Origin of the sequence: Pseudomonas fluorescens (assembly GCF_902497785.1) — a bacterium.
GTDB classification, from domain to species: domain Bacteria; phylum Pseudomonadota; class Gammaproteobacteria; order Pseudomonadales; family Pseudomonadaceae; genus Aquipseudomonas; species Aquipseudomonas fluorescens_BO.
The window spans coordinates 1-2,893 of record NZ_CABVHK010000040.1; the positions used below are offsets into that span (position 1 = coordinate 1).

Sequence of the window (2,893 nt, forward strand, 5' to 3'; positions counted from 1 at the left end):
ACCGGTACTTCCTGATAGGTAAAGGTTTCGCGGGTTGCCGCGCCTACTGGACGTTTGGCGAGCAGGAATTGGCGATTGGTCTGGGTAGTCATGAGAGGCACTCAAGATGAATGAAGCCTTGTTGATAGACCTTCAGTGCGGATGCCGCAAGTTTGGCTGATGCGGCGAATGCAGCCTGATCCAGTGCAGTGATAGTGAGACGGGCGGTTCTATCACTACCACTCATGGGCGCTCAACCGGCCTTCTGATAGTGCTGCCGCGCCGGGGACGCCTGTGGCTAGACTGGGTCTGCGCCAACCCACTTTCTTCTATTCGAGGACACACACACATGAGCATGACGTTTTCCGGCCGGGTCGTTGTAGTCACCGGCGGCGCCAATGGCATTGGTCGCGCGACCGCCCAGGCATTCGCCGCCGAAGGGTTGAAAGTGGTAGTGGCGGACATGGACACCGCCGGTGGCGAGGGCACCGTTGCGCTGATTCGAACGGCGGGTGGCGAAGCGACCTTCGTGCGTTGCAACGTCACGCTGGAAAGCGATGTAAAAAATCTGATGGACGAAGTGGTGAATGCCTACGGCCGTCTCGACTACGCCTTTAACAACGCCGGCATCGAAATCGAGAAAGGCAAACTGGCCGACGGAACGCTCGACGAGTTCGACGCAATCATGGGCGTCAACGTCAAGGGTGTCTGGTTGTGCATGAAGTACCAGTTGCCGTTGCTGCTGGCCCAGGGCGGGGGTGCGATCGTCAATACCGCTTCGGTCGCCGGCCTCGGTGCGGCGCCGAAAATGAGTATTTATGCGGCGTCGAAACACGCGGTGATCGGCCTGACCAAATCGGCGGCCATCGAGTATGCGAAGAAAAAGATTCGGGTGAACGCGGTGTGCCCGGCGGTGATCGACACCGACATGTTCCGCCGTGCCTATGAGGCTGATCCGAAGAAAGGCGAATTCGCCAACGCGATGCACCCGGTGGGGCGTATTGGCAAAGTCGAAGAAATCGCCAGTGCGGTGTTGTATCTGTGCAGTGATGGCGCGGCGTTTACCACGGGTCATTCGTTGGCGGTGGATGGTGGGGTGACGGCGTTCTGACCCGCATTGCGCAATTGTTGGTTGCGTACATATCCGGTGAGCACCAACACAATCCCCTGTGGGAGCGAGCATCTGCCCGGAATATGAGCGCGATCAAATCAGCGAAGAAAACGGATATGTACTCAACCCCCAACCCCGCCCGCATTTTTAGGCCGCCCGGCCAATGTGTTTCAAGCCGTTAGAACCACAAGTTTTGACGGCGTTGTCGCACAACCCATCCAGCAAGCCTGTGATTAACTGTTCCGGTCAAACGAACAGGAGTTTGCTTGCTCATGGAATTGAGAATCGACCGACAGGCCCTGGTGCCCGTCGTACAGCAAGTCGTTGACGCGCTAGCCTGCTGGCTGCGTCAGTGCGAAGTTTCGCCGGGGACGCGTTTGCCTTCCACCCGGCAAATTGCGCGAATCAATTTACTCAGTCAGTCCTGCGTCGTGGAAGCGTGCGAGCGACTGGTGGCGCAAGGCGTTCTGGGTGCGCGTCATGGTGCGGGTTTTTTTGTCGCCGCCCCGGCATCCGCTACTCAAGGGCAACGGGATTCACCCTGGCTCGAAGGCACGCAAGTGACACGGGGCAGTGCCTTGGGTGAGCTGAAACTGGGGGGTGGCGGGCTGCCTGAAAGCTGGCATGAAACCGATGATTTGAGTTACGCCATCCGGGAAGTCAGTCGTACCGACATGGCGGCTCTGTTCAACTACAGCACACCGCTGGGCCTGCCTGCATTGCGTCAACAAATCCGCAAGCGCTTGCAACAGCTGGACATCAACGTGGGTGAACATCGCATCATGACAACGGCGGGGGCCAGCCAGGCACTCGACCTGATCGTGCGCACGTTGCTCAAACCGGGAGATTGCGTAGTCGTCGAAAGCCCCGGTTATTCCATGCTGTTCGAGTTGTTACGATTGCAGGGTGTCACCATGATCGAAGTGCCGCGCACGCCGCGCGGGCCTGACATCGTAGTGCTGGAAGCGTTGCTGCTGAAGCACAGGCCACGAGCGCTGTTCTGCAATAGCTTCTATCACAACCCGACCGGCTGCAGCCTGACGCCAGTGGTGGCTCAGCGGATATTGCAGTTGGCAAAAACCCACGGCGTGCGGGTGATCGAGGACGACGTCTACGCGGATTTGCACAGTGGCCCCGGGGCACGGCTCGCCGCTCTGGATGTCGACGAAAACGTAATCTATGTCGGCAGTTTCTCCAAAACCCTCAGCAGTTCGTTACGGGTCGGATTCGTAGTGGCCGGCACTGACGTCATCTCGCGACTGGGGGAGGTGAAGATGATCAGCAGCATGGGCGCTTCAGGGTTTTGCGAGTCGGTGCTGGCCCGCCTGCTGGCGAGCGGTGCTTATCGCAAGCTGGTAGTGCGGCTGCGTCAGCGTTTGAACAGTGACCGAGAGGCCGCGTTGCAGGTGCTGGAAGATGCTGGCTGGGAGGTCTTCGGCAAGCCCGTCGGTGGACTGTTCATCTGGGCGCGATCGCGCAAGTCCGACTCCGCCTATGTGCGGACCCAGGCTCATTACTTCGGTGTCCTGCTGTCTTGCGCGACGGCATTCAGTCCCGCCAGCGAGGCCAGTGACTGGCAGCGGATCAATGTGGCCTGTGCCTGTGATCCGCGAGCCCGGGCGTTCTTTCAGGCCACCGCTGCGGATCGACCTCAATCGTTCTGAAAACGACGTTGGCGTAGCTTTTTGCCATTATTCCGACGCCAGAGACTTGTGCTGGCACAGGCGCGTTGCGAATCTGCGTCAACAGACTATGTCAGGGGACTAAGTGCAATGATTTCGGCCGTGCAAGGACGTTTTGCCA

The 2,893-nt window shown here is 59.0% G+C and carries 2 protein-coding genes; both read left to right on the forward strand.

What is annotated here, in order from left to right; translation table 11 throughout:
• Positions 1–328: 328 nt before the first annotated feature.
• A complete protein-coding gene (locus F8N62_RS31055) occupies positions 329–1,090 on the forward strand; it encodes an SDR family oxidoreductase (protein ID WP_150709543.1) in 762 nt (253 codons plus the stop codon).
• A 272-nt stretch (positions 1,091–1,362) separates the two neighbouring features.
• Positions 1,363–2,754, forward strand: coding sequence for a PLP-dependent aminotransferase family protein (locus F8N62_RS31060; protein ID WP_150714031.1), 1,392 nt, complete (start codon positions 1,363–1,365; stop codon positions 2,752–2,754).
• Positions 2,755–2,893: the final 139 nt, after the last annotated feature.

Coding starts and splice junctions, on each gene's coding strand:
- F8N62_RS31060 (WP_150714031.1), top strand. CDS start 1,363: ATGGAATTGAGAATCGACCGACAGGCCCTGGTGCCCGTCGTACAGCAA.
- F8N62_RS31055 (WP_150709543.1), top strand. CDS start 329: ATGAGCATGACGTTTTCCGGCCGGGTCGTTGTAGTCACCGGCGGCGCC.